We start from the raw sequence: 26,656 nt of genomic DNA, 5'->3' as shown, positions 1-26,656 counted from the left end.
GGGCTTGGTCAGGTCGGTTGTGGTGGTGCGTGTCCTGCCGGTCCGGTGTGGCGTTAAGGGTGTGTGACTCCGGACGAGATTGCTGTGGTGCGTGGTGAGTTGGAGGCGTTTGCGGCGGAGGTGTTTGAGCCGTTTGCGCGTAAGGATCAGCGCCGGTGGGGGCAGGTTTATCTGCGGGGGCTGCTGACCGACGGGCAGCGTAAGTCGGTCGAGCCGATGGCCGCCCGGCTCGGGGAGGACGGCAATCGTCAGGCACTGGCCAACTTCATCACCACCAGCCCCTGGGACCCGGCGCACATCCGGGCCCAGCTCGCCTGGCGGATGGAGGAGGCGATAGGGCCGGACGCCCTGGTCTTCGACGACACCGGGTTTTTGAAGGACGGGACTGCCTCGGCGTGTGTGTCGCGGCAGTACACCGGCACCGCGGGCAAGGTCACCAACTGCCAGGTCGGCGTCTCACTCCACCTCGCGTCCGACCACGCCTCGGCGGCGGTCAACTGGCGCCTGTTTTTGCCCCAGACGTGGGATCCCGCCTCACCGAAGGCCGACGCGGACAAGATTGCCCGCCGCACCGCCTGCGGCATCCCGGACGATGTCGGGCATGTGCAGAAGTGGCAGCTGGCCCTGGACATGCTCGATGAGACCCGCTCCTGGGGACTCGAAGTGCCGCTGGCCGTCGCGGACGCCGGATACGGTGACGCCGCCGCCTTCCGGCACGGACTGCAGGCCCGCGGCCTGAACTACGTGGTGGGGATCTCCACCACGCTGTCGGCCCAGCCCGCCGACGCGGTGCCGGTGGCCGAGCCGTACTCCGGGTCCGGACGCCCGCCGGTGGCGAAGTATCCCGACAAGCCGCGCTCGGTGAAGGAGCTGGTCATCGCGGCGGGCCGGAAGGCGGCCAGGCCGGTGCAGTGGCGGGAGGGCTCCCGGCCCGGCACCGGCCGCTCGGGCCGCAAGCGGATGTACTCCCGCTTCGTGGCCCTGCGGGTGAGGCCTGCCGGACGCGAGGTCCGCCAGGCCACCGACGGCCCGGAACTGCCCGTGTGCTGGCTGCTGGCCGAATGGCCCGCCGGTGAGAGCGAGCCGGTGCAGTTCTGGCTGTCCGACCTGCCCTCGGGCATGCCTCTGGCCACGCTGGTCCGGCTCGCCAAGCTCCGCTGGCGCATCGAGCACGACTACCGGGAGATGAAGCAGGCCCTGGGACTTGCCCACTTCGAGGGCCGGACCTGGAATGGCTGGCACCACCACGTCACCCTTGTCTCCGTTGCGCATGCCTTCTGCACCCTGCAACGACTGGCCCGGGCCCCAAAAGACGCGGCGCCGGCCTGAGCCTTTACCAGGTCGTCCGCGAGCTACAGACACTCCTCGCCCTCTGGACCGGCGCCTGCCCCACCTGCCACCGCAACATACCCACACCCATACGGACCTGACCAAGCCCTACTAGTGTCCTGCGCCAGAGATCCGTCGGCAGAAGCGGGCAAGGGAGTCGAGGATCTCTTCGGCGGTCTTGGTCCAGATGAACGGCTTGGGGTCTTCGTTCCAGTCCTTGACCCAGGCGCGGATGTCGGCTTCGAGGGCCTGGATGTTCTTGTGTGCGCCGCGGCGGATCATTTGGTGGGCGAGGTAGCCGAACCACCGCTCGACCTGGTTGATCCAGGAAGAGCCGGTCGGGGTGAAGTGCAGCTCGAACCGTGGGTGTTTGGCCAGCCAGGCCTTGATCGCAGGGGTTTTGTGGGTGCCGTAGTTGTCGACGATCAGGTGGATCTGCAGGTGAGCGGGGACCTCTTTGTCGATCCTGATCAGGAACTTCTTGAACTCCACGGCCCGGTGCCGGCGGTGCAGGGCCGTGATGACTTCACCCGTGGCGACGTCGAAGGCGGCGAACAAGGTGGTCAGGCCGTTGCGCACGTAGTCGTGGGTGCGCCGCTCGGGCATGCCCGGCATTATCGGCAGCACGGGCTGGGACCGGTCCAGGGCCTGGATCTGCGACTTCTCGTCCACCGAGAGCACCACCGCACCCTCGGGCGGGTTGAAGTACAGGCCCACGACGTCGTAGACCTTCTCCACGAACAACGGGTCGGTCGAAAGCTTGAAGGTGTCCGCCAGATGCGGCTTGAGCTGGAACTGCCGCCAGATCCGGCCGACCGTGGACTTCGACAGACCACTGTGTTGCGCCATCGATTTCCGGGACCAGTGAGTGGCGTTCTTCGGCAGTTGTTCCAGCGTGGTGACCACCACCGCTTCCACCTGATCGACGCTGATGGTGGGCGGTCGGCCCGGCCGGGGCTCGTCGACCAGTCCGTCCAGCCGCTCGGCAAGGAAGCGCCTCCGCCACTTGCGGACCGTGTCCGCGGTCACCCGCAACTCTCGGGCGACCGTGACAATCGGCGGTACTTCCGGCCCCGCACACGCCAGCACGATCCGCGCCCGCAGAGCCAGGGACTGGGCCGATGTCGCCCGACGCGTCCACCGCTCCAACTCCGCCCGCTCGTCATCAGACAGCAGCAACGGCTCCAGTTTCGGGCCCCGACGAGGAACTGACGCACCAGCAGCAGAAGTCACACACAACTAACGATCAACTACTGGCGCAGGACACTAGCGGGCCGCAGCGAGTTCGGCGAGGACCCCGACGACGCGGTCGATCTCGGCCTCAGTGTTGTAGTAGTGCGGCGAGAGCCGTACCAGCGGGTGGACGTCCCGGTCCTCGGTGTCGAACTGGGTCTGCACCGGGTCGGTGGTGCTGACGTTGATGCCGTGCCCGGCGAGGGCGGCCGCGGCATCGGCCGTGGCCATGTTATCGACCTTGCAGGTGACGATCGCGCACCGCTGCCGGCCGAGGTCGTAGGTGGTGATGCCGGGCACGGCGTCCAGCCGGTCGCGCAGACAGGCGCCGAGGGCGAGGGTGCGTCGGCCGATCTCGTCCATGCCGAGGTCCAGGGCCTGCTGGACGGCGGCGCTCAAACCCAGGACGTTGGCGTAGCTGACCTCCCATGTCTCGAAACGCTGCGCGCCGTCGTGCCAGGTGAAACTGCGCTTGCCGTCCCAGGTGGCCGCGGCAATCTCGGTCACGTGCGGCTCCAGGTATGCCAGTGCCTCGGGGCGCACCCACAGGAAGCCCGTGCCGCGCGGGCCGCGCAGGAACTTGCGGCCGGTGGAGGTGAGCATGTCGCAGCCGAGCTCGGCGACGTCCACGGGGAACTGGCCGACGGACTGGGTGGCGTCGAGGAGGAAGGGAACGCCGGCGGCGCGGGTGATGCGTCCGATCTCGGCGGCCGGGTTGACCAAGCCGCCGCTGGTGGGGACGTGGGCGATACCCACCAGCTTGGTGCGGTCGTCGATCAGGTTCGCCAGGGCGGCGGTGTCGAGCTGGCCGGACTCGTCGTTGGGGACGACGACGACCTCGGCTCCGGTGCGCTGGGCTGTCTGCAAGTAGGCCAGAACGCTGCTGCCGTACTCGGCCCGGCCTGTGAGGATGCGGTCGCCCGGCTTGAACGTCATGGAGTAGAACGCGGCATTCCAGGCGTGGGTGGAGTTGTCGAACAGCGCGATCTCGTCCGCCTGCCCACCCACCAGTCGGGCGATGCGCCCGTAGACGGCATCAATGCGGTCCCGTTCCCGGCCCGCGGCCTCGTAGCCGCCGATCGCGGCCTCCAGCTCCAGATGGGAGGTCACGGCCTTGAGAGTCTGACGCGACAGTAGGCCCGCGCCCGCGTTGTTGAGGTGAATCCGGTTCGCGGTGCCCGGGGTGTCCTGGCGGAGCGCTTCGATGTCCATGCCCTTTTTCCCATCTGTGCGGTGCTGCTCTGCCTTCACAGTCCCAAAGCACCTCTCTTGAGTAAAGTGAATGTTTCTGGAGGAGACAGGTCACAGAATCTGATGAATGGAGTGAGGGGCGTGTACAACCTGCGCCGCCTGGCGGTGCTGCGGGAACTGAAGTACCGCGGCACGCTGGCTGCTGTCGCCTCGGCCATGTCCTACAGCCCCTCGGCTGTCTCCCAGCAACTGACGCTGCTGGAGTCTGAAGTCGGCGCTCCGCTGCTGGAGCGGGAAGGCCGGGGGGTCCGGCTGACACCGCAGGCGGAGATCCTCGTCGCCCGCACGGAGAAGGCGCTGCGGGAGCTGGAGCGCGCCGAGGCGGAGATCGCGGCCTCGTTGCGGGAGGTGTCCGGGACGATCAGGGTGGCGGCCTTCCAGACCGCGATGCTCGCACTGATGCCCATCGCATTGACCTGGCTGCGGGAGAACCATCCCCGGACAAGGGTGGAGGCCAGCCAGGCCGAGCCCCACACCTCGCTGCCCGGTCTGCTTACCCGGGACTTCGACCTCGTGATCGACGAGACGTTCCCCGGGCACGCGCCACCGGCCCGCGCCTCCGACTTCGAGCACCACCTGCTGTGCGAGGACGCCATGCGGCTGGCAACCCCCGCACCCGTGGCGTCGCTCGCTGATTTGGCCGAGCACCCCTGGGTGATGGAACCCGCCGGCACGCCCGCCCGGGCATGGGCGACGGCCATCTGTCACGCCGCCGGGTTCGAGCCCGACGTCGCTTACGTGTCCGCGGACATGCTGGTCCACGCACGGCTGGTCGAGCAGGGCCACGCGGTGGCCTTCCTGCCCGACATGCTGTGGTTCGACCGCGCCCCCGGCCTCGTCCTCGACGGCTCCGCCGGCCACACGCGCACCGTACTCGCGACCGTACGCGCCGGAGCCGGGGAGCACCCCCTGATCCAGACCTTCCTCACCGCGATCCGCCACGCGATCGGCGAACTGCCCGCCCGCACCGGGTAACCGCCGCATGACCTCGACCTCGGAGTGTCGTCGGCGGGGCACAGCTCCGAGGAGTACGAGAAGATCACGTACGGCTACACCCTGGAGGCCGCGCGAGTAGTGGCGGCCAGCAATCCGCACCTGACCTTCGTGTACGTGTCGGGGGAAGGCACCGACAGCACGGAGCGGGGGCGCGTCTTCTGGGCCCGGGTGAAGGGCCGGACGGAGAATGCGCTGATGGCGATGGACATGCGTGCGTACGCCTTCCGTCCCGGATGGATCCAGCCGGTCCATGGGGAGACCTCCGGAACGCGGTGGTACCGACTGTTCTACCGGCTCACGTCCTGGCTCTATCCCCTCCTGCGCCGCGTGGCACCTCGCTACGTGACCAGCACCGAGCACCTCGGGCGGGCGATGATCGCCGTTGCCCGGCTCGACGGTTCCGGCCCCCGCATCCTGCGGACGGACCAGATCACCCGGTTCGGGGCGTAGAGATGTCCGGGCGGCAGGACGGTCAGCGGGAATCACCGGAATCCGGTGAGGACCTTTCACCTGCCCGGCGGCAACCCTGAACAGGGGCGTGCAGTGAAGGCGCCGCAACCTGTGGAGGAGATGTCGCCGTGAGTATCCATACGTCAGTCACCGGAGCGGAGGCCGCCGACCGGCTCGCCCTGCGCGAACTGGTCGACGCCTACGCGCACTGCGCCGACCGGCGCGACGCCAAGGGCCAGATGGCCCTGTTCACCGAGGACACCCACTTCGTGGTGTACATGGACGCGAGGGACCCCGAGCCCACGCAGGAGCTGCATGACCGCGAGTCGCTGGCGCCGGTCTTCGACGCGCTCAACGCCTATGCCGCCACCATGCACTTCAACGGGCAGAGCACGATCGAGCTGGAGGGCGACCGCGCGAGTGGGGAGACCTACTGCCTGGCCCACCATCTGACGGAGGCCGACGACGGGCCGCGGACGATGATGGTCGCCTCGATCCGCTACCTCGACACGATGGTCAAGCGGGAGGGGCAGTGGCTGTTCGCCGAGCGCCGCCTCCTGGTCAACTGGACCGACATGCGGCCCCTTGAGCTCTGATCTGATCCGGACGCACACGCATCATGCCTGGGGCATTCGAACGCTGGGCGCGGCTGCGCCGTCTGCTGTGGCAGCCGCCGCGCCCGCACGGCGAACAGCCGCTCGAACGCGCTGTCAGCCCGCTGGAGCTCTTCTACGACCGGGTCGTGGTCGTGCTGGTCGGTGAGGCCGCCCATCACCTGTCCGCGCACCTGTCGTGGCGCGGGCTCGCGGAGTTCGCCGCGGTGTTCACGCTGATCTGGATCGTCTGGCTCAACGGCAGCCTCAGTCTCTACCACGACCTGCACGGCCGCGAGGACGCCCGGGGCCGCACAGCGTTGCTCGTGCAGATCCTCGCCATGGTCCCGCTGGGCGCGTTCATCCCCAAGGCCAGTGGCTCGGGTGGCTTCGCCTTCTCGGTCAGCGCCGCGGTGCTGTTCGCGGTCCTCGCCCTGGTCTGGTTGTTCGCCGAGCGCGGCACGAGTGCGGAGTACCGCCGCTCCAGCCAGGTCTTCGTGGGCGGGACCATCGCCTGTGCGGCCCTGCTGGCCGCAACGGCCTTGCTGCCGGCCGACACTCGCCTCGCGGTCTGGCTCCTGCTGGATCTCCTCTATCTCGCAGGCTTGAGCGTCATGATCGGGACGGCGCCCCCCGGCCTCACCATCACGCCCGCGCTCATCGAGCGGTTCGGCCTGTTCACCATCATCGTGCTCGGCGAGACGGTGCTCGGCGTCGTCGACGGGCTGGCCCACGAGAGCGCAGACGCCCTCACGATCGCCGTCGGTCTCGTCGCGGTCATGATCGGTTTCGGCGTCTGGTCGACGTACTTCGACTTCGTCGGCCGCCGCCCGCCGCGACCGACCCGCGCGGCGACCGTCCACTGGATCATCGCCGTCCTACCGCTGACCGCCGCCGTGACCGCCATGGGCGCGGCCATGCCGGGCCTGGTCGAGCACGCCCACGACGGGCGCACCCCGCCTCCATCGCGTGGCTGCTGTGTGCCGCCACAGTCGTCGCGCTCGCCGCCGCGATGGCCCTGTCGGCGAGCCTTGAGGCATGGCGCGCCGACCGTGCGCTGTATCGCCCCGCGCCTGCGCCGTGGTGGGAGTCCTCTGCCTGGCACTTGCCGTCGCCCGACCGGCTCCACTGCCTCTCGGCCTTGCCCTCGTGGCCCTGCTCGGCGTTCCCTGGGGCGTCGCCGTCATCCGCCAGACGGCGTTCAGCGAGACCGTTACCCCGTTGGCGATTTCCTGCCGGGTCAGGTTGGTCGGCAGGTGGCGCAGTACCCGCAGTTCACTCGGGCTGAGCGGCTCGGCCCGGACCTGGCCGGTGTCGGCGGGACTGGCGTCGCCGGCCCGCTCAGGTAGCCGCACCAGAGGCCAGGCCACGCCGCGGGGGCCAGCGCCGGGCACCGGCCTCACATGTGCCGGGCTGCAACGGGGCCCTGGGCTCGATGAGCCAGGGCCCCGAGGAGCCGAGCAGTTGCAGGGCATGGGTATTTCCGAGCACCAGGTCGGGCCCGATCGCCGCGAGGGGGCGAGAGAGGACCAGCACCGGCCCTCGAAGCGCCGTCGAATGGCGCCCGGCACTGCTTCCCCGTCCGTTATCGGCTTCCAGCCTCACCGCGCAGTTGGCGACAGGCCATCCCTTGATCCCGGTGAGTTGCCTGATCGAATCGGCCCAAGATCACAGGGGCTGGAGGCCACGGTGATCGCTGCATCCCAGGCGCGGTGGGACCACGAGGCTGCGCTCTCGACACACAGCGACCGGTGACGGAGTTCAGACGCGGGAAGGGAGAGGCGCGATGACCAAACGGTCAGCAACGGCGACTTCTGGTCGCCCAACGAGCCAGGGGCGGCAGGGGCTGATCGACCGTCATGGTCTCGTCAGCCTGCTGGACCAAGCCGCCCAAATGCCAGTGACGATCGTTTCCGCTCCCGCTGGCAGCGGGAAGACGTCACTGCTGCGGGTCTGGGCCAACCGGTCTGGTCAAAGCCGTCACATCGCCTTCCTGTCCGTACGGCCCGGCCAGCACGATGCCCAGCAGTTCTGGCTCGCTCTCCTGGCCGCGGTCCGGTCTGCTACCGGCACGGGCGAGGTGGAGCAGCCGGTCGCTCGTGGCTTCGACGGCAACGCCATGGTGGACCGGGTTCTCTCCGAGCTCATGGACTGGGGCAGGCCCTTCTTCCTGGTCATCGACGACCTGCACGAGCTCAGTTCTGCCGATGCTGTCGAGCAGCTCACGAGGCTCCTGATGAGTCTCCCGCCGGACGTCCACGCGATCGTGGCCACTCGACGGGACCGTTCACTGCGCCTCCACCGGCTGCGCCTTGTAGGGCAGTTGGCCGAAATCCGCGACGCACAACTGCGCTTCAGCCAGGAGGAGACGCGTGACCTCCTGGCCACCGCGGGAATTGCGCTGCCCGAAGCGGCTGCGGCGATGCTTCATCAGCGGACTGAGGGCTGGGCGGCCGGGCTACGGCTGGCGGTGCTCTCACTCGAAGGGCGAGCCGACGCAGCCCAGTTCGTCACCGAGTTCTCCGGCAGCGACCGTACGGTCGCCGAATACCTGATGGCGGAGATGCTCGACCGGCAGCCGCTGGACGTTCAGCGAATGCTGCTGCGGACTTCGTTCCTGGACCAGGTCAACGGTGAGCTGGCCGACCTGCTGAGCGGCTCCGCCGGGGCAGAGCGGATCCTGCTGGACCTGGAGGACGCCAACGCGTTCGTCGTCTCACTCGACGCCGACCGCACGTGGTTCCGTTACCACCACATGTTCGGTGACCTGCTCCGGCTCGAACTGCGCCGCACCTTCCCAGGAGACATCCCGGACCTGCACCGGATCGCCGCGCACTGGTTCACAGACCACTCGCACATCGCCGATGCCGTCCACCATTTCCAAGCCGCGGGCGACTGGAGTCAGGCGGCCGACCTGCTCACCGACCACGCCGTCAGCCTCACTCTCGACGGGCAGACCGAAACCGTGTCCGCGCTGCTGCGCGCCTTTCCTGCGCAAGCCGCCAAAGACCACCCCGGTCTGTCGTTGGTCCAAGCCATCACCGACCTCGACAGGATGTGTCTCGACGAGGCCGCCGCACACCTGGATGTCGCCCGGTCCTATGCCGCAACCACACCAGTGAACCGCCGGTCCCGACTCCGCATGGCCATTGCATCCCTGGAACTGCTGCTGGCACGCCTGCGCGGTCACTTCGATGGTGTGTCCGAACTGGTCGAAGCCCTGCCCACCAACGCCGCCAGCCAGTCGGGTGCCGAGACGGCGCTCAGCAGTGACCTGCGCGCCGTCGCCCTCCTCAACCACGGTGTCGTCAAAGCCTGGCTGCTACGGCTGGCCGACAGCGAGCAGGACCTGCTGGAGGGCGCCGCCCTGGCGAGGGACATCGGCCGCCCCTACCTGGAGGTGGCGTGCCTCTCCTACTACGGACTCGCTTCTTGCCCCCGCTCCTTCTCGCAGGCCCGTCGGCGCTGCGAGGAAGCCATCGCTCTCGCCGCTCGGCATGGCTGGGACAACAACTCGGTGATCGCGCCGGCGCAGGTGACACTCGCCGGAATGCTGATCTGGACCGGCGAGTTCGACGGCGGCACACACTGGCTGAAGCGCGCCCGTAAAGCAACCGAGAGGTCGGGCGAACCCGGACTACGGGTGCTGGCCCATCTGCTCGCCGCATGCGTCCCCGCAGCGCACGGCCACCACCACGAAGCACTGGAGGAACTGGCCGCCGCCCGGCGGGTCCAGGCCCGCATGGTCGGCGAGCACGCGCTGGCGATAAGAGTGATCGGCTGGACCGCCGCATGCCAGGCCCGGCTCGGCATGGTCGACCTGGCCCGCGAGACCCTCTCCGACCTCGACGAACGCCAGGCTTCGAGCGGTGAAGCCAGCAACGCCGCAGCGGTCATCAGCCTGGCCGAAAAGGACCCTGAACGAGCCCGCCACGAACTCCGGCCGGTCCTGGACGGCACAGCCCCCGTCAACCCGTACCTCACGCGAGTCGAAGCCAACCTCCTCGACGCGCTCGCCTGCCGTGACCTGGGGGATGGGCGCGCCGCACAGGTCAGCATCGAACGGGCACTGACCATCGCGGAACCAGACCGGTTGATCTTCCCGTTCGCGATGACGGGTGCGTGGCAGTTGCTGGACACCCTGGGGCCACGGGGAGAAGCACACGCCGCATTGATCGCCGACATCCTCGACATGGTCCACGACGGCACCCTGGCAGCAGCTGCCTGGGCGCCCGGCGGTCCAGCCGAGGCGCTCAGCCCGAGCGAGCTGAGGGTCTTGCGCCTCCTGCCGACGAACCTCACCAGGCCCGAGATCGCTAACGAGCTATCGGTCTCCCTCAATACCATCAACACCCACATGCGCCGCATCTACGCCAAGCTCGGCGCAACCGACCGCTCCTCGGCCGTACAGCGCAGCCGTGAACTGCGACTGCTGGCCCGAAACCGCGCCTGAAGGACAACGGGTCACCAGGAAACGCCTCGCCGACGCCAACGATGCGAATCGCCGGATTCGAGTGATGACCCGTCACACGCCCACCCGCGATCCTGGCAACGCATCGAACAGATCGGAATCGACAAGGGCCGGGAGTCGGCGCGACGGCGTCCTGCACCACCCGCGATACATCGACGACATCATGTGCACGCCATCACGCTGGCCACGCTGGACCTGACTCCCGCCTTGCAGAACTGCGGTGCCGCCATCTCGGCCGCACCGAACACCTGCTCATAACCGGCGCGTCCGCCGCGCCGGTCCTTCCCAAGCCCCGGCTGCGTCTTCGCGTCCGCCGACATCGCGGCGTTAACCACCGGCACCGACCTCAGCATCCGCCTGTCGAGCTGCTTTGCCCTCGAAGGCGAGAGCCCGGACCTACCAAAGAGGAGAACGAATGCCGAAATCCACCACAACGCTCCTGTGGCGTGGCCTGCTCAGCATCGCTCTCGGGGCCACCTCAGTCCTCTGGCCCAGCATCACCATCGGCGCGTTCGTAATTGTCTTCGCTGTCTTCGCCTTCCTTCTCAGCGCCGTGGAGTCACTGCGCGCATTCAGCAGTGATCGCGTCGGCCCTGTCCTCGGCTGGCTGTTCCTGGCACTCATCTCCTTCGGGGCAGGATGTGTCGCGCTGACCTGGCCTGGCATCACAGCACTCGCCCTCACCGTGTGCATCGGCGTCTGGGCACTGATGGCCGGCGCCGGCGAGATCGCACTGGGCCTCCTCCCTGGTATGAGGGCCGGCTATCGCGCCTTCACGACCCTGACCGGCCTGATCTCGATCATGCTGGCATTCGTGCTCTTTGCGCGCCCCGACGTCGGGGTGGTCTCGCTCGCCGCGGTCTTCGGTCTGTTCAGCCTCGTTCACGGGGTCTCCACTCTCGTCCTTTCCTTCCAACTGAGGTCCCGCGCCAACGTAAGCCCGAGCGCACGGTAGGCACATCGATTGAGGGCTCACACTGATCTTGTGATGATCCCGCGTCCGCTTCCTCAGGCAGTTCCTGATGCGGATTGCGATCGCTCCATCATCGACCGGGCCAACTCTCCAGTGGCTGGAACACCTGGCGGTGATCGCGTTTCGGTTGCCGCCAGGCTGTTGGCGGATCGGTATAAATGGGCCTGTCATGGCGCCAGCCTTTATAACGAAAGGTTTCCAGCGCGAGCCGTGCCCAGTGAGGGCATCTCCCTGCCGAACGAGAAATGACCTTCACTGTTTGATTGAGCTTCCCCCGGTGTGTGGGAGGTGCTGATCAGCTGGTCAGGGCGGGTTGACGGGGTTTCAGGTTCGTTCGTTTGGCCGTTGCCTGGTCGGCGTAGTGCTTCTCCTCGAATTCGACGGGGCTGAGGTAGCCGAGCCGTTTCTGGATGCGCCGGGAGTTGTAGAAGCCGTCGATGTACTCGAAGAGCGCGAGGTTGGCCTCGGAGCGGGTGGTGAAGGTGCGGCCGCGGATGCCTTCGGTTTTGATGAGCATCCAGAGGTTCTCCGCGAGGGCGTTGTCGTACGAGTCCCCGACCGAGCCCATGGACGCCGCAACTCCCGCTCTCAGTGAACTCTTCTCGGTAACGTCTCGTGACCGTTTGTGATCTTCGTTCACGTGGTGCGGCCGTGTTCCATCTGGAGCAGGACGAGGGCCGCGCGGGCGATCCGGGTGATGCTGCCGGGGTCGAGGCTGACCCGGCGCAGGGCCTTGAAGGTGACCTTGAGCAGGGCATTCGCACGTTCGGCCACGCCGTGGATGCCGCGGATCGCCTTGTTGAACGTCTTCTGGTCGAGAGTGAGTTCGCGGCCTTGGGGCTTCTTGACCGGGTGGCGGAAGCCGTCTCCGGCGTTCTCGTAGCCGAGGTCGGTCAGGGTGGGGATGTCGAGGGCGGCGGCGAGCCGGTCCAGTGCGGCGATCAGGCCGTGCGTGCGGGCGCAGGTCGTGTCGTGCTCGCGGCCGGGCCGGACCGGGGAGACCCAGAGCGGCCAGCCGTCGGGGGCGGATATGACCTGCACGTTCCCGCCGTGGTGCTTGTGTTTTCCCGACCACCACAAGTCGGCCTTGTTGGGGCCGGGTGCGGCGACGCGGTCGGTGCGAATGACGGTGCCGTCCAGGTTGAGGTGGGTGTAGCCGGCGGCGGCCGCCTGCTCCAGCGCGGTGGACAGGTCCGGGGCGTGGTCGGCGAGCACGGTCAGTCCCTCGTGGAGATAACGGTAGGCGGTGGGGACGGATACCCCGTTGTCGCGGGCGAGTTGGGCCAGCCGGGCCCCGTCGACGAACCACCGCAGGACGAGAACCCCCTGCTTGAAGACGCCCAGGGCGCGGGTGCCCTTGCGGGTGCCGAGCCGTTCGCGGTGCTCGCGCAGGAGCCGGGCCAGGGTCTCGGCGGTCTCCCTGCCGACATCGAGCACAGCGGTGTAGGTGATACTGGTCAACGTGTGAAGCCTCTGGCTGTACGGAACTTGATCTTCGCAGACCCGTTCCTACCAGGGGCTTCGCTCATGTCTGACGCCAGGTCACCCCGTGCGACATCGAACCGCCCCGCGCACAGTCACGTACCGCAACCGTCACGTTGCCGAGAAGACCTCAGTAGGCGAGTTGTCAGCTTCACGGACGTGTACTGACAGCCGTGATCGGCATGGTGCACGAGTTGTCCGGGCTTGACCTCCCGGCTGGCCAGGGCGTACTCCAGTGTGGTGAGGACCAGGTCGGCGTCCGCGCGGGCGGAGGTCTCCCAGGCCACCACTCTCCGGGAGAACGCGTCCCGGATCGCCGAGAGCCACAGCGGCCCTTCGCCGGTCGAGATCATCGTGAGGTCGGTGACCCACAGCCGGTTCGGCGCGGGCGCGGTGAAGTCGCGCTCGACCAGGTCCGGGGCGAGCGTGGCCTTGGGGTCCCGGCGAGTGAAGCCCTTCTGGCGCGGGCTGATGCCCGCAATGTCGGCCTCGCGCATCAGTCGCTCGACCCGTTTGCGGCCCACGTGGACGCCCTCGCGCCTGAGGACGGCGTGGACGCGCGGCGAGCCGTAGATCCCGCCCGAGCCGGCGTGGATCTCCTTGATCTGCTCGGTCAGTTCCGCGTCGCGGCGCCGGTGTTCGCACGGCTCGCGTTCGGCACGGCGCCAGCGATAGTAGGTGGAGGAGGCGATGTGCAGTTCCCGCAGGACGGGCTCGACCCCCAGGCGTGGATGCTCGTCGAGGAGCGCCGTCACCTGGGCCGGGTTGGGTCGAGCTGGGCCGCGAAAAAAGCCGAGGCCGTCCGCGGTACCTCGTTCGCCCGCTTGAGCTGGGCGTTCTCCTTGCGCAGCGCGGTGAGCTCCGCGCGTTCGTCGGTGGTCAGCCGATCGTCGCGCTCGCCGGCGTCGGCCTCGGCCTGGCGGATCCAGCCGCGCAGTGCCTCCGGGTGCACACCGAGATCGACGGCGAGCTTCTTGATCTGGGGCTTCGGGTCGGAGGTGCGATACATCCGCACCGCACGCTCACGCAACTCCAGCGAGTACTTTCTGGGGGCAGCCATGGTCGATGTTCCTCTCATGAGTCCCATCTGACCCTCTGTCAACTCACTCCGCATCTCGGGGGAAGCTCAGATCGGGAAAGATCTACTTCCCTGGAGGGGAAAATGAGCCTAAGCAGGCACCTTGCGCCCCGCATAGATTTCTGGGACTGGCAAATGGAGGCCGCATGCCGAGGGATGGGAAGTTCTTTCTTCTATTCCCCATCTGGCGAACGGGGCCTGGACCGCCAAGCGCGGGAACAGGCAGCGACGGCCATCTGTCACGGCAGCTGTAAGTCGTGATCTTGGTCGTCGGGTCACGTAGTCGCCGCCGCGGTGACGTTGTTCCAGTGCCGGTGGCAGGCAGTGGCGCGGTGTTGGTGCCGGCGGCGCCAGGCGGACCAGTGCAGGACGTGGTCGAGGTCGCGGCGGGGTATCGGGATGACGGTGGCGCGGAGGACGGCCAGGAGTTCGCGCGGGCTGGCCGGGACGAGGTCGATCCCTGCGGCGTCGGCAGTGTGGGTGCGGGCGCGGGTGACGGTCAGGACCGCGGCGGCCATCAGGCTGATCAGGCTCCAGCGCATCCACGAGCTCCAGGAGGTCACCTGGCCCTGGTCGAGGCCGGTGGTCCCCTTCGCGCCTTGGAAGTCCTCTTCGATCTTCCACCTGGTGCAGATGATGTGGACGAGGCCGGCGAGACTGACGGGTGTGGTGGAGTGGCAGCGATAGAAGGAGAGTTCACGGGTGTAGCGGTGGCGGCGGACGACCAGGCGGGCGTGCCCGGCGGCGGCCGTCTCGCCTGCGGGGGCGTCGTCCGCGATCACGTCGATCAGGGCCCAGTCGTAGTGCCGGTCGCCCTTCAGGCCGTGGCCGGTGCGCATCCGCATCCACGCCTTCTTCGGGACGCGGCGGGCGAGTTCGGCGGCGGTCAGGCGGCCGGCCTGGGTGGTGGCGCGGTGGTCGGCCTTCACGGCCAGGGCGTAGTCGAAGCCCAGGGCGCGGGCGGTGCGGCGCAGCTCGTTCCCGCCGTATACCTCGTCCCCGGCGAACCAGCGCGCCGCGATGCCCAGGGATCGGGCGCGGGCGAGCATGGCGGCAGCAAGCTGCGGCTTGGTGGCGAACTCCACCGCGTCGGGCACGTGCCGCAGCAGGCGGCGCTCCTCGTCCGCGGCCCAGCCGGCCGGCAGGTACAGCTCCCGGTCAATCAGCGCATGGCCGCGGGTGGAGGCATAGGCCAGGTGGACGGCGACCTGACACAGACCGACCCCGCCCAGAGCACCGGAGTACTGATGGGCGGCGCCGACGCAGTCCGTGGACGACTTCGCGTCCCCGGTCTCGTCCACCACCAACACCGCTTCCTCTTCGGTGAGTTCACCGGCCGCCCAGACCGCGAGCCGGTCCCGGGCCAGGTCGTGGTCCCACACGCCGCGAGAGAGGAAGTGCTGCAGCCGGTGCGGTCCGCCATGCCCCAATGCCTCGGCCAGCGACCAGCAGTTGCGCCGTTCCAGCTCCATCAGCATCGCCTGCACCGCCTCCCGAGCCAGCAGCCGCGAGTCCCGCCGCGGGAAGCAGTCCGCGACCTGTGCCATCACGTCCCCGAACGCGGCCGTCCACTCCTGCTGGGCTATCGTGGCCTCCACGGCCACCACATCTTGCGTTGTCTTCACAAACGACCATGATCGCGGTGGCCGTTCCCATGCCTGCACCACCTGACCTGTACAGACACGTTAACGATCAAGACTTACAGCTGCCGTGTCTGTTCCGAGTGCCAGGTACGGGAGAAGTGCGCTGATTTCGCGCTGTCAACACGACAAGAGTTCGGAGTTTGGGGCGGACTCACGGAGTCCGATCGCGAGTCGAGACGCATCAGATGACGCAAGAGCAGGACAGCGAGTACGCGTTGCACACCTCCGGCGCGATCTTCGTGGAGATCGGCTTCGACCCTGACCTCGGAATCCTGTGCCTATCTGCCCCTGCCGTCGAAGGCCGGCGACGCAGCCAGCGGCTCCGCCGCCTCGTTCAGAGCACCACGGATCGCGCCGATCAGATCGCGCCGGAACAGCTGCGTTTCGGCCAGCCCACACCGAGACGAACGTGATTCGGCGCTGCTGATCCGGCTGAGCGGCCCAGAGCCGCAACACAGACGTTTCCCGCTGCCCGCGGGCGCCGAGATGATCGTCACTCGTTGCCGCGCGGCGAGATCCAGGGCCGCAACCAAGTCGTGCCGATCGATTAGCCCGACCCTGCCCGGCACATCGGCCATCGCGCTCTCTCCCGCACGCGAGCACCACAGCAATCCCAGGAGATCACTCGAATCCAGTGACGACACCTCACCAGCGCGGCCGAGACCCTGCAGGCCCGACGATTGAGGGAAGCATCATCATGACCAGTCCGCCCAAGCAAACCGATCTCACCCTGTTCCTGGGGCAGTTGCTGCATTCACCGGCCCAGCTGGGTGCGATCGCACCCAGCTCACAGCACCTGGCCCGACTGATCTGCGCACCGGTGTCAGAACGCGGCGAGCCCGTCGTGGTGGAGCTGGGTGCGGGCACTGGCCCCTTCACCGTGGAGATCCAGCGCAAGCTCGCCGGCCTCGGCCGTCACCTGGCCATCGAGGTCAACCTGAAGTTTCCCCGTGATCTTGGGCACGTTGTTGTTACGCCGCGAGGGCTTGGTCTTGCCGGTAGCGCAGGCGTGTTTCGTGGGGCGTGAGATAGCCCCAGTGGATGTGCTTGCGCAGGCGGCGTCTGTTGTAGAAGGTCTCGATGAAGTCGAAGATGTCGGCGCGGGCGGTGGCCCGGTCGGGCCAGAAGCGGGTGCCGATCTCCTCTTTGAGTACGGCCCACTACCCAGCACCCGCCCCCGAGCACCCGCAACTGCCCCGCTACCAGCAGCTATACCCACCGAAAGCGGAATCCAGCACTAGGACCTGGGTAGATACAGCACGTTCGGCACGTGGCTCGCGTTCGACGCGTTCCCCCTGATCGCGATCCCTGTGCTGCACGCCGGGCCGACGGAGGTGGCGGCCCGGCAGCTGCGTGGCTGGCGGGCGGTGGCGGTGCTGCTCGGCCCGTGGGTGGAGTTCCGCCGCAAGCGGCCGGTGATGGTCGCCATGGACCTGGCTCGGTTCGCGGCGTTGATGAGCGTGCCCACGGCGTTCGCGCTCGGCTGGGGCTCAGCTTCGCCCGTCGGCGGCGCACCGAGCGCGCTGCTCCCCGGGTGGCCCTCAGCCCAAGCGGGGGACCGGGCGAGGCGAGGCGGTCTTGCGAGGTGACGTGGTGCGGCTGGTCTGCGGCGCATGCGTGCGCTCGCGGTTATTCCGTCGCCGGCTCACAGCCGTCCGGCCTGGGCGAGGGCAAGCAGGTCGTTCGCGGCCTCCTGGGAGCGGATCCGGATGGCGGTCGGATCGGGGACCGGTCCGCCGAGCAGGGTGGTGTCCACGATCTCCGCTTGGAGGAGGGCGGAGAAGACGTGCGCGGCCCGTGTCGGGTCGCTGACTTTGGCACGCAGTTCCTCCGGCCAGTGGGACAGGTGCCGTGTGAACAGGGCTACGCGGTCTCCGAGAATCTCCTGCTGGTAGCGGCGGCCGAGCTCGGGGAATCGCTGCGCGTCCCGGGCCACCACTCTGAAGAGCGCCAACTGCTGCTCGGACAGGATGTGTTGGAGGAGTTCGCAGCCCGCTTCGGTCAGGCCTTCCAGGGGTGGCAGGCCCAGCCATTGCGGGTTCGCGGTCTGTGCGGAGGTGTCGCAGGCCTCCTGGATGACGGCGACGAAGAGATCGTCCTTGCTCTCGAAATGCCGGTACAGGGTCGTGATGGACACACCTGCGCTCGCGGCGATGCGGTTCACCGAGCTTCCGCCGTACCCCTCGTCGAGGAAGGCCGCGAGGGCGGCGTTGATGATCGCCTCGCGCTTGCGCGCCATCAGGCGCGCTTTGGGGTCGTTCTCTGCCCAGGTACGCACGATCTTCCTCCGGTCTCGCGTCGACTTGACACAGGATACGACAGCAATCACTATCGAGTCATACGAAAGTGATTGCTTTCGTATGAGTTCAAGGGAGAGACAGATGCAGAAGACGGACACCCCGCGGGTGCTGGTTCTCGGGGCCACCGGCCGCACCGGAGCGGCGGTCGTGAAGTTCCTGGAGGAGACCCCCGGCCAGGCGATCCCGGTGCGCGCTTCACGCAGCAAGTCGACCGTCGAGCAGTGGATCAAGGAGGGGAAGGAAGCGGTCCGTATCGATCTCGATGACCCCGACACCTTCCCCGCCGCGCTCGAGGGCATCGACCGGTTGTTCGTGATGACCGGCTACACCTCGGCGATGAACCAGCAGACCAAGTCGCTGGTGGATGCCGCCGAGGACGCCGGCGTGAGTTTCCTGGTGCACCTGGGTGTATTCAGCGACGGACGCTCCACCGACCCGCACTTCGCCTGGCACGAACTGGTGGAGCGCTACATCGCCGGCTCCAAGGTGGCCTGGGCGAACGTGCATCCGCACGTGTTCATGGAGAACCTGCTCGGCATCAACCGACTGCGCGATGGCCAGATGGTGTGGCCGATGGGCGACAAGCAGGTCGGCTGGATCGCCAACGACGACATCGCGGCGGTCGTGGCCAAGGTCCTGGCCGAAGGCCCCCAGACGCATGCGGGCAAGGTGTACGAGCTGTCCGCCGATCTCCTCAACGGCGCCGAGGTGGCCGAGGTCCTCTCCGCCGCCCTCGGGCAGGAGATCCCCGCGCTGGTCATGACCCCGGACGATCTGATGCGCATGATCGAGGCCGGGCTGGACACCGCGCCCGCCAACATGGACGCCGCGTACGCGGCCAGCACGCTGATCTGGGCGCGACAGACCTTCGAGGGCCGCATGGACTACTCCGCGGTCACCACCAGCACGGTCCGGGACCTGCTCGGCCGCGAACCCATCCACTTCGGCTCATGGGCCACCGCACACCGTCAGGAACTGCTCGACCAGCTCTCCTGACAGCTGCTACCCGGGACCTCACGCTGACCCGGCCGACACCCCACTGACCTCACCCTTAAAAGAGAACGTCATGGATCTGCAACTGACCGAAAAAGTTGTCATCATCACCGGTGCCTCCTCGGGTATCGGACGCGCCACCGCGCTGCTGGTGGCCGCCGAGGGCGGCATCCCCGTCCTGGTAGCCCGCAGCGCGGACAAGCTGGCCAAGGCCAAGGCCAAGGCCAAGGCCGAGATCGAGGGCGCCGGCGGCACCGCGCACGTGCACGTCGCCGACGTAGGTGACCCGGCCACGTCCGACCGGGTGATCGCCGCTGTGCTTGAGCAGCACGGCCGTATCGACGCGCTGGTCAACAACGCCGCTGGGTTGCAAGCTCGTACCGGCTTCCTGGACATCACCGACGAGCAGTGGCTCGCCACCTTTAACCTCAACTTCCACGCGGCCCGGCGCATGAGCCGCGCCGCCATACCCGCCATGCTCGAGAGCGGTGGCGGCAGTCTGGTCCACGTCGGCAGTGACTCGGCGCGGCTGCCGCATTCGGGCAACCAGGACTACGCGGCGGCGAAGTTGTCGCTGCTGGCGATGTCCACTTCGCTGGCCACCGAGTTCAGCCCGCAGGGCATCCGCTCGAACGTGGTGGTCCCCGGGCCCACCCTCACCCCGCTGTACGACGGGCCGGACGGCTTCGCCGAGCAGGCCGCCAAGGTGTGGGGTACGGACAGACAGAGTGCGCTGACTCGCATGACGGCGGAGGTCCGGCCGCTGCTCACGGGCCGGTGGGGCACGTCCGAGGACCTCGCACAGGTCATCGCCTACCTCGTCTCACCCTTGTCGAGCCAGGTCACCGCCGCAGAGTGGGACGTCGACGGCGGCGCCCTGCGCCAGGTCTGATCCCTGTGCGTGCCGGAAACTGTGTCACCCGCGCTGACCTGTAGGTTCGGCATCACTATGTGGCCGGACAGCAGGCACATGGTGGCTGGTTTGGAGCATGTCGTGGGATCGCCGCGATACGTCTGATCTACCGGCTCGGGTGCCAGACCCTCCGGTGGCTGGCGCTGTTGGCCCGGTCAGGTGCGGTAGAGGACATCGAGACCTTGAGTTTCGCCACCAGTTCGCCGTCGTACAACGCGCCCGTGGACGCCCCCCGTTCTGGAGCGATCGGGCCGTCGTGGAAGGGCAGCAGAGGCTTGTCATCCGTCTGGCACGGGAGAATCCCCACTTGGATACCTCCGGATCCAGGGCCAACTACTGGGCCTGGGACGCAACGTCGCGGCCTCCACCGTATGGGAGGGCCGGCCACGCGCACGGGATGGCAAGGCGCAGGATCAACTCCCTGTCTCCTCGGTAGCGGTGGCTGTCCAGGCCTTGCCACCGCCCTAATGGCCCGTCTGAGAGGTGTCAGCGCGGATCGCCGCCTCGGCTGCTGCCTTCATCCGGGCGCCGAAGCCGTCGGCATCCTTGCGGGTGGCAGCGAGCGCCAGGCCGACGAGGAGCTTTCCCAGGTCGGCCGGTGAGGGCGCAAGCGCCCCCAACTCGGCACAGCAACGACCCCGCAGCAACAGTTCGGCCACCAGGCCAAACGCTTTGGGTGTAGACCGCTACGAGTGACCTTTTGAGTGGTTTACGACCGTGTCCTGATGTGTTGTGATGTCCGGGTTTCTAACGTGTCCGGTGTCGGGGCCGCCAGCGGCGGCCGGGGTGGGGCGCGTTGAGGAGGCCGGTGTGGAATCGGTGCTGGAACGGTTGGAGGAGCGTCAGGCGGCGGCGCTGGTGCTGGTGGAGGAGCTGCGGGTCGAGGCGTTGGCGGCGGCGGACCGGCTGGACGAGGCCCGGTGCCCACTGTCGGACCTGGTGATCGCGCGGCGGACGGTGGCGGGTCTGGCTGTTGCCGGGCAACAGCTGGTTGCGGTGGCTGACGGCGTCGATGCGGTCGTCGGTCCGGCGGTGTCCGGAGGCGGGCCGCGGCCCGGGGTGCGTGGGGCGGTCCGGGACGAGGCGGTGTACGCGCGGATCCGCGAGGTCTTCGCCGGGGCCGGACGGCCGTTGCGGGTCAAGCAAGTGTGTCAGGGGCTGGGCCTGCCGGAGGGGAAGAACGCCACGGAGTCAGTGCGTGCCAAGCTACGGCGTCTGGCCGATGACGGGGTGCTGGTGCGGGTCGAGGACGGGCTGTTCGCCCCGGCCGCGGGCGCGGCCCGGTGAGAGCGGCCGGCGTCGGCCGCGGCCCGCAGGAGCCGCAGGTCGCGGACTTGGAGGCTGGCCTGTCGGGGTTCGCCGCCTCGGCGGGCTTGGTGCGGGCGCTGATCGGGGACCTGGCGGACCCTGCGGCCGATGCACTGACCCATCACCAGCTGGAGGACATGATCTCCACACGTGGGCTGGAGGTGATGCGACAGATGCTGCAGGACCACTTGGACCTGCGATCCATACGCGAGCCGCAGCGCAAGGAAGTCGTCGACGCCGAGAATGTGCCCCACCGCCGGGTGGAACCAGGGCATGAGCGGCTGCTGACCACAGTGTTCGGCACGGTGACGGTCACGCGGATCGCCTACCGGGCCTTGGGTTGTGCAAACCTGCACCCGCTGGACGCCGATTTGAACCTGCCGACCGGGCGGGCCAGCCACGGGATCCGCAAGCAGGCCGCGGTCGAGGCGGTGCGCGGCTCGTTCGACGACGCCCGGGCCGCGATCGCCCGCCGCTGCGGGGTCGGGATCGGCAAGGCGAACCTGGAGCAGCTGGTGGTCGCCGCCGCGGCCGACATCGACGCCTACTACCGGCGCACCGCCCCGGCCGCCGCCGATGCGAAGGTCCCGCTGGCGTTGTCCTTCGACGGCAAGGGAATCGTGATGCGTCCCAAAGACCTGCGCGAGCAGACCAGGAAGATGGCCGAGGCCAAGCAGGACGCCGGCGGCAACGCGATGAAGACCCGGCTGGCCGCCGGGGAGAAGAACGGCCGCAAGCGTATGGCGGTGCTCGGCGCGGTCTGGGATTCACCGGCCGCGCCACGCACCGTTGACGACGTCATCACCGACCCCGACGCCGAGCCCGACCCGCACACCGAACGCGCCGACGGCCCCAAGGCCCGGAACAAGTGGCTCACCGGATCCGTGGCCGACACCATCGCCGACGTCGTGTCGGCCGCGTTCGACCAGGCCGAGGACCGCGACCCCGACTACGAGCGAGACTGGGTGGTGCTCGTCGACGGCGCCGAACCGCAGATCGCGCAGATCCAAGCCGAAGTCCTCGTTCGCGGCGTCGACATCCACATCGTCTGCGACCTGATCCACGTCCTCGAATTATCAACGGGAGCTCTCTGACTCTCTCCTACGTCAACGACGAGCGTGACGCGCGGTGGTTCTCCCTCGTTGTTTCAGTGCTATCGACGGGGTTTCTTCAACGAGAGTGAACGAGCGTGGCGTACAGCATCACGGCCAAGCCACCAAGCGGAGGCCGAACTTGGACAGTCGTCGACGACGCGTACCGGACAGTGGTGCCGGTTCAGGAGTGGCTGGAAGCCCATCGGGCCGAGTGGTCACCGAACACGGTCCGCTCCTATGCCACCGCGCTCGCGCAGTGGTGGAGCTTCCTGGAACAGCGTGATGACGCCGCCGCATGGCGTGACCTGGGGGTTCCGGCGGTATCAGCCTATCTGTCGTGGCTACGCAACGGCCGGTCCGCAGCACTTCTCCCGACCGCTGATGGGACCGTCCCGCAGGACACGACGCTGGAGTCCCGGCTCGCCGCGCTGATCTCCTTCTACCGATGGCAGGACGCGGTGCACGAGGTACCGGTCGCCAAGCGGCTGCTGCGCGGCACCCCACGGCGCATCCCGGCCCGCGGGCTGCTCGCGCATTTGAACGTCGGCATGCCCGCCGGGCCTTCCTCGCTGGTACGGGTGCGCAAGACCAGGCGCCGCGACCGGCCGCCGATCCTGTTACCCCAGCAGATCCAGGCGATCCTCGACGGCTGCGCAATCTGGGACGACGTACGCGGCGAGTGGGTCGGTAACCTGCGCGACCGGTTCCTGTTCGCGCTGCTCGCGGACAGCGGGATGCGCATCGGTGAGGTGCTGGGCCTGCGAATTCGCGACTTCGTCATGGGGCAGGGGGCAACTCCGCATGTGGAGATCGTGCCGCGTGAGGACAACACGAATGGTGCCGGGTGAAGATGATGCGGGCCCGGCGCGTCTACGTCGGCGCTGATCTGGAGCGTCTCTACGCCGACTATCTGACTCATCTTGCCCTGCGGGCCGCTGAGTTGGGGATGCCTATCTCTGCGGATGACTCCCTGTTCGTCAACCTGCAGCGTCCTCCCTTCCTGGCCGCGCTGCGGGAGGGTACGGTCCGCGACAAGATCGACGCGCTCAAGCGCCGCGGCCTTGGCCCCAAGGACTGGAGCGCGCACTGGTTCCGGCACAGCCACGCCACCGCCCTGCTGCTGGCAGGTACGGCGGACTGGGTGGTTTCCCGGCGACTCGGGCACGCACACGTCCAGACCACTTTGGACCTCTACGGTTGGGTCAGCGAGGACGAGGCCCTGCGGGCGGCAGCGAACTGGAAGACGTACACCGCGGGATGGCGGACCGAGCATGACCGGTGACCGCACGGCACGACTGCGACTGGTCCCCACGTCCGTCGCCGATCCAGTAACCCGGATCCTTGCGGATCTGCCGCCCCAGTGGCACAGCACGGTCATCGGTCCCGGCATTGGCAATTGGGAGTCGATGGCCGAAGCGGGGCGGGGCCGCGCGGTGCACCTCCACGGGGTTCCCGAGCGGCTCCGCAACGAGCTGGCGTGGATGGCGCACTGGCAGCACCGGGACGGGATGAAGGTCGCGGTCGATGTGGTCAACCAGTTCGCGTCCGTCCTGGCCTGGGCCGCCGAAAGTGAATATCCGCTGCCGCACTCCCTGGCCTGGGTCGAGAAGACGGAACTCCTGCGACTGCATGGCATCTGGTTCCACCACCAGCACGGTCGGCTGCCAGCGGCCGACAAGGGCCGGCGCGCCCGCCTGGAGCGCCTGCTCGGCTATCCGCGCCTGGCACTGACGGCCCGTCTGCACGACGGCATCTGGTGGGAGATGGATACCTGGCACCCGCGCTGCGATCCGCGCATTCCGCTGCGGGAGCGCGAACCGTGCCGATCGGTTGGGTGCTCCCCAGGGGCGGCGCGGCTGCCATGGGTGCGGAACGCGATCAAGTGGCACCTCGGCACCCTCCTCGAGGCCGGGACGATCACCTGGTCGACCCTGACAGGCCAGCGAAGCCCGGCCCTACTGCGCTTCGCACGTTGGTTGGAGATCCTCGATGATCCGGCCGAGGCGATCCGCGACGCGGCTCAGGCCGGGAGCTTCGCCGCCGCCTTCCGGCGCTGGGCCTGCGAGCCAGGTCACCGGTCCTCGGTGAACCGCCCACCTGAGAAGGTCTCCACCAACAAGGTCAATCTGGATGTCTGGGCCATCGCTGAACTGATGACCTTGCTCATCGACCACCGCCATGAGGCTGCGCAGGTCCTGGGTCCCTCGCCCTGGGACGAGTTGACCGAGGCGCATCCCGCGATCTGGCTGCGGCAACGCACCCGACTGCGACGCCATCAGCCCGTCGCCGACGAGACCCACTATGTCGATGATCATGCCCTGGCGCAGATCACCACCTGTCTTCCCGTGCTCGCCGAGCCGAGCACCCGAACGACTACCGTCACCCGCGACGGCCTGGTGCACGAGCTTCCCGGCCAGGACGATCCCCAGCTGATGCGGATGCTCCTGCTGCAGATTCTCACCGGCCGCCGGGCCAGCGAGATCTGCCTCTGCACCTTCGACTGTCTCTCCCCGGCCACCGCCGCGGCCGTCCAGGCCGCGGAAGGGGAAGCCGTCGCCCGGTTCCACTACGGCCAGAGCAAGATCGACGAGGCGCCGGACAACATCCTGATCGACGCGGAGGCCGTCGCCATCATCGAAGAACAACGGCAGTGGCTGCGCGAACGGTTCCCCGAAGGGGCCCCGCCGCACCTCTTCCCGCAGAAGCGTGCCAACGCCCACGGAACGAAGCCCTACGGCAACTCCAACTACGGCCGGGCATTGGGGCTGTTCAGCGATCTGACACAGATCACCGACGCAGCCGGGCGTCCGATCCGCCTTAGCCACACCCACCGCTTCCGGCACACCAAACTGACCAAACTCGCCGAGCTCGGCCTGCCCGTCCACGTCCTGCAACGGTACGCGGGGCACTCCACACCGACGATGTCCATGCACTACGTCGCACGCCGGGAGGAGCACGCCGAGCAGGCGTTCCTGGCCACCCGCAAGTTCAAAGCCGACGGCACCCGCGTGGTCTTCTCCCAGGAGGACCACGACTCGCTGCACCTACTGGACCGCGCCGACCGATTCCTGCCCAACGGCTACTGCCTGCTGCCGCCCCTCCAGAAGTGCGAGAAGGGCAATGCCTGCCTGACCTGCGGCGTCTTCGTCACCGACGACAGCCATCTGGACATCTTGGAACGGCAGTTGGCCGAGACGACCACACTGATGGAACGGAACACCACACGCTTCCAGCAGCGGCACGGCCGGCCCATGCCCGACGACAACGTCTGGCTCCTCCAGCGCCGAGCCGAACGCGAGGCCCTCGTCAAGCTCCTGGGCGCGATGCGAGCCAACCTCGGCCGCGCGATCCAGGGGGCCGGCAGCCCCAGCACCCCTACCCCCGTCTCTATCGACCTGACCCGCCACCGGAAGCCACAACCATGAACGACCAGCGGCAACGCCGTATCGACACCCTGAGCCAGGCCGCCCGCCGCAAGTCCGAGGCCAAGACGAAAGCCGCCGAGACCGCCATCCGCACCCTGGTCAAGCGCGGCAAGTCCGTGACCTTCCAGTCCATCCAACGCGAGGCGGGCGTCTCACACTCCTTCCTCTACACCCACCCCACCCTGCGCGAACGCATCGAACACCTCCGGCGTCAGCACCAGGCCGCAGCCGCTCCAGCTCCAGCCGCGGCCGGAGCCACAGAGAGCAACATCGTCCTCGCCCTCACCGCAGAGATCACACGACTGAAGAAACAACTCCGCGACAACGACAAGGCATTGCGGGATGCCCTCGCCCAGGCACACGGCGAGAATCTCGACCTCCGACGCGAACTCGCCCGCCGTGGTCTGCCACGGACGGCCCCCGCCGAAACGGAGTAGCGGCCAGCCACCGCCATGCCGCAGGATCAGCCTCGTGGAGACAGTGGTGCAGTGGGTCCGCACGTCATGGACCAAACAATCCCGCGGCGGGCTCGAAGCCGCGCGTCGGAACGCGACCCCGACGGCTTTTCCGCTGCCGCTCGGCTCGCCACCCTTCATGCACGAGGTTCGGATGGACGAAGCCGGAGACTTCCAGCCCCGGGCTGTGACGCACGACAGCATGCCCGACTCCAGCACGGACGCCGGCGTGCTCTTGCGGGAAGTCGACGGACTGCTGCGGGTTCAGCTGGTCGCCACGCCATTCGGCATGCCACGCAGATCGCGGCGTCCTCCGGCTGTTCGCCTCGCCCGCGGAGAGTGGCTCCGCTGGCAGATCAACTACCGCTTTACCGGTTCATGCGGCGGCGAATGGACCTACCGACTCGACACGCTCAACATCGTCCATGGCCCGGCACAGCCCGACCTCTTCCTCGGCATCCCCACCCGCCACGTCAATGAACTTTCCAGCCTGCGCTGACGCTACCTGGCAGCAATCTCATCAACGTTCTGAAGTGCAAGAACGCCGCATCAGAAGCTAAAACCCGTTGATAACTCGGCTACTTGTGGAAGGCCGCCTGGTGCTTCCACGACAAGGCCGGACCAGACATCGAGGCGTTCGTCGCCCGCCACGCCCGCACCATCCTGGCC

At 68.1% G+C, this 26,656-nt stretch carries 29 protein-coding genes and 2 pseudogenes; 19 read left to right on the top strand and 12 right to left on the bottom strand.

Annotation, left to right across the window (positions count from 1 at the left end; genetic code table 11):
- The first annotated feature begins 63 nt into the window (after positions 1–63).
- Entirely contained in the window at positions 64–1,329 is a 1,266-nt protein-coding gene (locus OG747_RS49620) for an IS701 family transposase (RefSeq protein ID WP_331744176.1), read from the top strand.
- A 111-nt stretch (positions 1,330–1,440) separates the two neighbouring features.
- On the opposite strand, the gene OG747_RS49615 is transcribed toward OG747_RS49620, so the two are convergent.
- Positions 1,441–2,562 carry an IS630 family transposase gene (locus OG747_RS49615; protein WP_405886173.1) on the bottom strand — a complete coding sequence of 374 codons (1,122 nt, stop codon included), beginning with the start codon at positions 2,560–2,562 and terminating at the stop codon, positions 1,441–1,443.
- 33 nt (positions 2,563–2,595) lie between these two features.
- Positions 2,596–3,774, bottom strand: a complete 1,179-nt coding sequence (locus OG747_RS49610) for an aminotransferase class V-fold PLP-dependent enzyme (protein ID WP_331744179.1) — start codon at positions 3,772–3,774, stop codon at positions 2,596–2,598.
- A 120-nt stretch (positions 3,775–3,894) separates the two neighbouring features.
- Between OG747_RS49610 and OG747_RS49605 the strand changes: the two genes are divergently transcribed.
- From OG747_RS49605 to OG747_RS49585, 5 genes are all read left to right on the top strand, one after another.
- Positions 3,895–4,788, top strand: coding sequence for a LysR family transcriptional regulator (locus tag OG747_RS49605; RefSeq protein ID WP_331765078.1), 894 nt, complete (start codon positions 3,895–3,897; stop codon positions 4,786–4,788).
- A gap of 24 nt (positions 4,789–4,812) precedes the next feature.
- Complete coding sequence (locus OG747_RS49600; RefSeq protein ID WP_331744185.1) at positions 4,813–5,259, top strand: hypothetical protein; 447 nt, start codon at positions 4,813–4,815, stop codon at positions 5,257–5,259.
- A gap of 128 nt (positions 5,260–5,387) precedes the next feature.
- A complete protein-coding gene (locus tag OG747_RS49595; RefSeq protein WP_331744188.1) occupies positions 5,388–5,855 on the top strand; it encodes a nuclear transport factor 2 family protein in 468 nt (155 codons plus the stop codon).
- Between the two features lie 23 nt (positions 5,856–5,878).
- On the top strand, positions 5,879–7,201 hold the full coding sequence (locus OG747_RS49590; RefSeq protein WP_331744191.1) for a low temperature requirement protein A: 1,323 nt from the start codon (positions 5,879–5,881) through the stop codon (positions 7,199–7,201).
- A 437-nt stretch (positions 7,202–7,638) separates the two neighbouring features.
- A complete protein-coding gene (locus tag OG747_RS49585; protein ID WP_331744194.1) occupies positions 7,639–10,305 on the top strand; it encodes a LuxR C-terminal-related transcriptional regulator in 2,667 nt (888 codons plus the stop codon).
- A 179-nt stretch (positions 10,306–10,484) separates the two neighbouring features.
- On the opposite strand, the gene OG747_RS49580 is transcribed toward OG747_RS49585, so the two are convergent.
- The gene (locus tag OG747_RS49580) at positions 10,485–10,664 is read right to left on the bottom strand and encodes a hypothetical protein (RefSeq protein WP_405886299.1); all 180 of its coding nucleotides are present in this window, start codon (positions 10,662–10,664) and stop codon (positions 10,485–10,487) included.
- A gap of 74 nt (positions 10,665–10,738) precedes the next feature.
- Here OG747_RS49580 and OG747_RS49575 point away from each other — a divergent pair, with 74 nt between their 5' ends.
- A complete protein-coding gene (locus OG747_RS49575; protein WP_331744197.1) occupies positions 10,739–11,278 on the top strand; it encodes a DUF308 domain-containing protein in 540 nt (179 codons plus the stop codon).
- Positions 11,279–11,591: 313 nt separating this feature from the next.
- On the opposite strand, the gene OG747_RS49570 is transcribed toward OG747_RS49575, so the two are convergent.
- From OG747_RS49570 to OG747_RS49550, 5 genes are all read right to left on the bottom strand, one after another.
- Positions 11,592–11,864 carry an IS3 family transposase gene (locus OG747_RS49570; RefSeq protein WP_331744200.1) on the bottom strand — a complete coding sequence of 91 codons (273 nt, stop codon included), beginning with the start codon at positions 11,862–11,864 and terminating at the stop codon, positions 11,592–11,594.
- Positions 11,865–11,932: 68 nt separating this feature from the next.
- Entirely contained in the window at positions 11,933–12,733 is an 801-nt protein-coding gene (locus tag OG747_RS49565; protein WP_405885520.1) for a transposase family protein, read from the bottom strand.
- Positions 12,734–12,873: 140 nt separating this feature from the next.
- Positions 12,874–13,533: an IS3 family transposase gene (locus tag OG747_RS49560; protein WP_331744203.1), complete on the bottom strand. Its 660-nt coding sequence runs from the start codon at positions 13,531–13,533 to the stop codon at positions 12,874–12,876.
- On the bottom strand, positions 13,530–13,838 hold the full coding sequence (locus OG747_RS49555) for a transposase (RefSeq protein WP_331744206.1): 309 nt from the start codon (positions 13,836–13,838) through the stop codon (positions 13,530–13,532). Before OG747_RS49555 ends, OG747_RS49560 begins: the two co-directional genes overlap by 4 nt.
- 293 nt (positions 13,839–14,131) lie before the next feature.
- Positions 14,132–15,481: an IS701 family transposase gene (locus OG747_RS49550; RefSeq protein WP_405886296.1), complete on the bottom strand. Its 1,350-nt coding sequence runs from the start codon at positions 15,479–15,481 to the stop codon at positions 14,132–14,134.
- A gap of 33 nt (positions 15,482–15,514) precedes the next feature.
- Here OG747_RS49550 and OG747_RS49545 point away from each other — a divergent pair, with 33 nt between their 5' ends.
- Positions 15,515–15,688 carry a WhiB family transcriptional regulator gene (locus OG747_RS49545; RefSeq protein ID WP_405886540.1) on the top strand — a complete coding sequence of 58 codons (174 nt, stop codon included), beginning with the start codon at positions 15,515–15,517 and terminating at the stop codon, positions 15,686–15,688.
- A gap of 89 nt (positions 15,689–15,777) precedes the next feature.
- Here OG747_RS49545 and OG747_RS49540 read toward each other — a convergent pair whose 3' ends face one another.
- Entirely contained in the window at positions 15,778–16,077 is a 300-nt protein-coding gene (locus OG747_RS49540; protein WP_405886294.1) for a hypothetical protein, read from the bottom strand.
- A 119-nt stretch (positions 16,078–16,196) separates the two neighbouring features.
- On the opposite strand from OG747_RS49540, the gene OG747_RS49535 reads away from it, so the two are divergent.
- Entirely contained in the window at positions 16,197–16,526 is a 330-nt protein-coding gene (locus OG747_RS49535) for a hypothetical protein (protein ID WP_331744213.1), read from the top strand.
- Here OG747_RS49535 and OG747_RS49530 read toward each other — a convergent pair.
- Positions 16,471–16,614 (bottom strand): annotated as a pseudogene (locus OG747_RS49530) (hypothetical protein); the annotation flags it as partial. The gene OG747_RS49535 and the pseudogene OG747_RS49530 sit on opposite strands and share 56 nt — an antisense overlap.
- Before the next feature lie 129 nt (positions 16,615–16,743).
- Between OG747_RS49530 and OG747_RS49525 the strand changes: the two are divergent.
- Positions 16,744–16,983, top strand: a pseudogene (locus OG747_RS49525) (MFS transporter); the annotation flags it as partial.
- Between the two features lie 161 nt (positions 16,984–17,144).
- On the opposite strand, the gene OG747_RS49520 reads toward OG747_RS49525, so the two are convergent.
- Positions 17,145–17,777: a TetR/AcrR family transcriptional regulator gene (locus tag OG747_RS49520; protein ID WP_331744216.1), complete on the bottom strand. Its 633-nt coding sequence runs from the start codon at positions 17,775–17,777 to the stop codon at positions 17,145–17,147.
- Between the two features lie 103 nt (positions 17,778–17,880).
- Here OG747_RS49520 and OG747_RS49515 point away from each other — a divergent pair, with 103 nt between their 5' ends.
- The gene (locus tag OG747_RS49515) at positions 17,881–18,795 is read left to right on the top strand and encodes an NmrA family NAD(P)-binding protein (protein ID WP_331744219.1); all 915 of its coding nucleotides are present in this window, start codon (positions 17,881–17,883) and stop codon (positions 18,793–18,795) included.
- Positions 18,796–18,865: 70 nt separating this feature from the next.
- Complete coding sequence (locus tag OG747_RS49510; RefSeq protein WP_331744222.1) at positions 18,866–19,684, top strand: SDR family oxidoreductase; 819 nt, start codon at positions 18,866–18,868, stop codon at positions 19,682–19,684.
- A 485-nt stretch (positions 19,685–20,169) separates the two neighbouring features.
- Here OG747_RS49510 and OG747_RS49505 read toward each other — a convergent pair whose 3' ends face one another.
- The gene (locus OG747_RS49505; protein ID WP_331745110.1) at positions 20,170–20,364 is read right to left on the bottom strand and encodes a hypothetical protein; all 195 of its coding nucleotides are present in this window, start codon (positions 20,362–20,364) and stop codon (positions 20,170–20,172) included.
- A gap of 151 nt (positions 20,365–20,515) precedes the next feature.
- Here OG747_RS49505 and OG747_RS49500 point away from each other — a divergent pair, with 151 nt between their 5' ends.
- From OG747_RS49500 to OG747_RS49470, 7 genes are all read left to right on the top strand, one after another.
- The gene (locus OG747_RS49500) at positions 20,516–20,992 is read left to right on the top strand and encodes a hypothetical protein (protein WP_331744225.1); all 477 of its coding nucleotides are present in this window, start codon (positions 20,516–20,518) and stop codon (positions 20,990–20,992) included.
- The gene (locus tag OG747_RS49495) at positions 20,989–22,107 is read left to right on the top strand and encodes a hypothetical protein (protein WP_405886291.1); all 1,119 of its coding nucleotides are present in this window, start codon (positions 20,989–20,991) and stop codon (positions 22,105–22,107) included. The genes OG747_RS49500 and OG747_RS49495 overlap by 4 nt, the downstream gene beginning before the upstream one ends.
- 95 nt (positions 22,108–22,202) lie before the next feature.
- Complete coding sequence (locus OG747_RS49490) at positions 22,203–22,955, top strand: site-specific integrase (RefSeq protein ID WP_331765068.1); 753 nt, start codon at positions 22,203–22,205, stop codon at positions 22,953–22,955.
- A gap of 2 nt (positions 22,956–22,957) precedes the next feature.
- Positions 22,958–23,389, top strand: coding sequence for a tyrosine-type recombinase/integrase (locus tag OG747_RS49485; protein WP_331765066.1), 432 nt, complete (start codon positions 22,958–22,960; stop codon positions 23,387–23,389).
- Complete coding sequence (locus OG747_RS49480) at positions 23,379–25,532, top strand: tyrosine-type recombinase/integrase (protein WP_331765065.1); 2,154 nt, start codon at positions 23,379–23,381, stop codon at positions 25,530–25,532. The genes OG747_RS49485 and OG747_RS49480 overlap by 11 nt, the downstream gene beginning before the upstream one ends.
- Positions 25,529–25,969: a DUF6262 family protein gene (locus tag OG747_RS49475; RefSeq protein WP_331765064.1), complete on the top strand. Its 441-nt coding sequence runs from the start codon at positions 25,529–25,531 to the stop codon at positions 25,967–25,969. Before OG747_RS49480 ends, OG747_RS49475 begins: the two co-directional genes overlap by 4 nt.
- A gap of 34 nt (positions 25,970–26,003) precedes the next feature.
- Positions 26,004–26,486, top strand: coding sequence for a hypothetical protein (locus OG747_RS49470; protein ID WP_331765063.1), 483 nt, complete (start codon positions 26,004–26,006; stop codon positions 26,484–26,486).
- Positions 26,487–26,656 lie beyond the last annotated feature (170 nt).

The organism is Streptomyces sp. NBC_01384 (assembly GCF_045040035.1).
Classification (GTDB): Bacteria; Actinomycetota; Actinomycetes; order Streptomycetales; family Streptomycetaceae; genus Streptomyces.
This window is presented reverse-complemented; position numbering and strand designations above follow the sequence as displayed.

Excerpts from the sequence above, each read along its gene's own strand:
- OG747_RS49610 (WP_331744179.1), bottom strand. The coding sequence starts at position 3,774 with ATGGACATCGAAGCGCTCCGCCAGGACACCCCGGGCACCGCGAACCGG.
- OG747_RS49590 (WP_331744191.1), top strand. The coding sequence starts at position 5,879 with ATGCCTGGGGCATTCGAACGCTGGGCGCGGCTGCGCCGTCTGCTGTGG.
- OG747_RS49585 (WP_331744194.1), top strand. The coding sequence starts at position 7,639 with ATGACCAAACGGTCAGCAACGGCGACTTCTGGTCGCCCAACGAGCCAG.
- OG747_RS49575 (WP_331744197.1), top strand. The coding sequence starts at position 10,739 with ATGCCGAAATCCACCACAACGCTCCTGTGGCGTGGCCTGCTCAGCATC.
- OG747_RS49570 (WP_331744200.1), bottom strand. The coding sequence starts at position 11,864 with ATGGGCTCGGTCGGGGACTCGTACGACAACGCCCTCGCGGAGAACCTC.
- OG747_RS49555 (WP_331744206.1), bottom strand. The coding sequence starts at position 13,838 with ATGGCTGCCCCCAGAAAGTACTCGCTGGAGTTGCGTGAGCGTGCGGTG.
- OG747_RS49540 (WP_405886294.1), bottom strand. The coding sequence starts at position 16,077 with ATGGCCGATGTGCCGGGCAGGGTCGGGCTAATCGATCGGCACGACTTG.
- OG747_RS49535 (WP_331744213.1), top strand. The coding sequence starts at position 16,197 with ATGACCAGTCCGCCCAAGCAAACCGATCTCACCCTGTTCCTGGGGCAG.
- OG747_RS49515 (WP_331744219.1), top strand. The coding sequence starts at position 17,881 with ATGCAGAAGACGGACACCCCGCGGGTGCTGGTTCTCGGGGCCACCGGC.
- OG747_RS49510 (WP_331744222.1), top strand. The coding sequence starts at position 18,866 with ATGGATCTGCAACTGACCGAAAAAGTTGTCATCATCACCGGTGCCTCC.
- OG747_RS49485 (WP_331765066.1), top strand. The coding sequence starts at position 22,958 with ATGATGCGGGCCCGGCGCGTCTACGTCGGCGCTGATCTGGAGCGTCTC.
- OG747_RS49480 (WP_331765065.1), top strand. The coding sequence starts at position 23,379 with ATGACCGGTGACCGCACGGCACGACTGCGACTGGTCCCCACGTCCGTC.
- OG747_RS49475 (WP_331765064.1), top strand. The coding sequence starts at position 25,529 with ATGAACGACCAGCGGCAACGCCGTATCGACACCCTGAGCCAGGCCGCC.